The 2,429-nt window shown below is 79.0% G+C and carries 1 protein-coding gene; it reads left to right on the top strand.

All coding sequences use genetic code 11. From position 1 onward, the window contains the following. Positions 1-40 precede the first annotated feature (40 nt). Entirely contained in the window at positions 41-2,404 is a 2,364-nt protein-coding gene (locus GTR00_RS18975; protein WP_407659739.1) for a beta-galactosidase, read from the top strand. Positions 2,405-2,429: the final 25 nt, after the last annotated feature.

Below are 2,429 nucleotides of genomic sequence, written 5' to 3'. Positions count from 1 at the left end.
CCTCGCCGGAGACGGGCACGAAGGGGCGCCCCTCGCCCTCGTGCACCACCCCTGGGCGACGCCCCCGGTGCGCCCGCGGATGGCGAACGAGCAGGACCGCCGGCCCGGCCTGGGCCTGACGAACCGGTGGCTGCAGCGCGACGGGCGCCCCTTCGTGCCCGTCTCCGGCGAGGTGCACTACAGCCGCGTCCCGCGCGAGCGCTGGGCCGAGCGGCTGCGCGCCGTGCGCGCCGGCGGCGTCACGGTGGTGTCCACGTACGTGATCTGGCTGCACCACGAGCCCGAGCGCGGCCGCGCCGACTTCACCGGCGGCCTGGACCTGGCGGCCTTCGTCGACGAGTGCGAGCGCACCGGCCTGGACGTGGTGCTGCGCATCGGACCGTGGGTGCACGGCGAGACCCGCAACGGCGGCTTCCCCGACTGGGTGCAGGCCGCCGACGTGGCCCACCGCACCGACGACCCCGGCTACCTGGAGCTGGTGCGCGAGTGGTTCGGCCGCGTCGGCGCCGCCCTGGGCGGGCGCGCCCGCGCCCGCGGCGGACCCGTGCTGGCCGTCCAGCTCGACAACGAGCTGTACGACCAGCCGCAGCACCTGGTGACCCTCAAGCGCCTGGCCCGCGAGGCCGGGATCAGCGCCCCGCTGTGGACCGCCACCGCCTGGGGCAGCGCGCAGCTTCCCGAGGGCGAGGTGCTGCCCCTGTACGGCGGGTACGGCGACGGGTTCTGGGTGGACGCCGACGCCCCCTGGGACCCCACCTTCCGCGAGCACTTCTTCTTCTCCCACGTGTGGGACGACCCCGGCATCGGCGCCGACGTGCGCGCCCGCACCGGCACCGCGGGCCCGACCGGCTCCGCCCCGCGCAGCCCCTCGGCGCTCTTCCCGCCCGCCACCTGCGAGCTCGGCGGCGGCATGGCCACCGCCTACCACCGCCGCCCGCGCCCGGCCGCCCTCGACGTCGCCGCCGTCGCGCACTGCAAGATCGGCAACGGCTCGGCGTGGCAGGGCTACTACATGTACGCCGGCGGCACCAACCCCGCCGGCGGCACCGGCGGCACCCACGAGTCCCACGCCACCGGCTACCCCAACGACGTGCCCCGCCTGGGCTACGACTTCCACGCCCCCGTGGGCGAGTCCGGCGCCCCGGCCCCCAGCCACGCGGAGCTGCGCCGCCAGCACGCCTTCCTCGCCGCGTTCGGCGAGCGCCTGGCGGACATGCCCTCCTCGCTGCCCGAGGTGCGCCCGGCCGGGGTGGAGGACACCACGACGCTGCGCTGGGCCGTGCGCGCCGACGCCGAGCACGGCGACGGGTTCGTCCTCGTCTCCTGGCACCAGCCGCACGTGCCGCTGCCGCAGCACCCCGGCGCGCGCTTCTCCGTGCGCGTGGGCGCCCGAGAACCCCTCGTGCTGCCCTCGCGGCCGGTGCCGGTGCCGGCGGGCACGCTGGCGCGCTGGCCCTTCCGCCTGGAGCTGGGCGGGGCCCGCCTGGAGTGGGTCACCGCCTCGGCCCTGACGGTGCTGCCCGGGCGGGTGCCGGTCCTGGTGCTCACCGCCGAGGAGGGCGTGCCCTGCGAGGTCGCCGTCCCGGCCGGCACCTCGGTGCAGGCCCCCGACGGCGAGGTGCTGCCCGGGCGCGCCCACGAGGACCTGCTCGTGCACGACGTCGAGCCCGGTGAGCAGCCGCTGCGCGTGCGCGGCCCGCGCGGCGCGCTGGACCTGCTGGTGCTGCCCGCCGACGCCGCCGGCGAGCTGTGGGTCGTCGAACCCGGCGCGGGCACCGGCGGGGCGCGGCGCCTGCTGCGCTCGGCGGCGCCGCTGGCCTGGGGCGCCGACGGCGCCGTCACCTGCCGCGCCACCGGCGAGGAGCCCGGCGCGCGCGCCTACGACCCCGCCGCCCGGGCGTTCACCGCGCTGCCGCTGCGGCGCACCGGCCCCGCCGCCCGGCACGAGGAGGTGGCCGTGAGCACGCTGCGCGAGGCGTCGGCCACCGTGCCCGTGCTGCACGGCGAGCTCGACGGACGCGCCTCGGCGCCCTCGCCGGCCGCCTTCGACGAGCACGCCGCGGTGCTGCGCCTGCACCTGCCCGCGTGGGCGGGTGAGCCGGGCCGCGACCCGCTGCTGCACGTGGACTGGGCCGGCGACGTCGCCGAGCTGCGCGTGGACGGGCGCGCCGTCACCGACCGGTTCTGGGACGGCTCGCGCTGGACGGTGTCCCTGCGCGACGCCGGGGCCCTGGCCGGCGGGGAGCTGACGCTGCACCTGCTGCCGCTGGCCGCCGGCGCCCCCGTGCACCTGCCCGCCGACGCCGCCGCCCGCCTGGCCGGGGCCGACAAGCAGCTCGGCGCCGTGGACGCGGTGCGGGTCGTCGACGCGGCGACCTGGACCGAGCCCGCCCCCGCGGGCTGACCGGAGGGGGCGGGCTCGGTCCAGG

It is taken from the genome of Kineococcus indalonis (assembly GCF_009906395.1).
In the GTDB taxonomy this organism is placed as follows: domain Bacteria; phylum Actinomycetota; class Actinomycetes; order Actinomycetales; family Kineococcaceae; genus Kineococcus; species Kineococcus indalonis.
The sequence above is the reverse complement of the archived record's forward strand: the minus strand, read 5'-3'. Positions and strand labels throughout refer to the sequence as shown.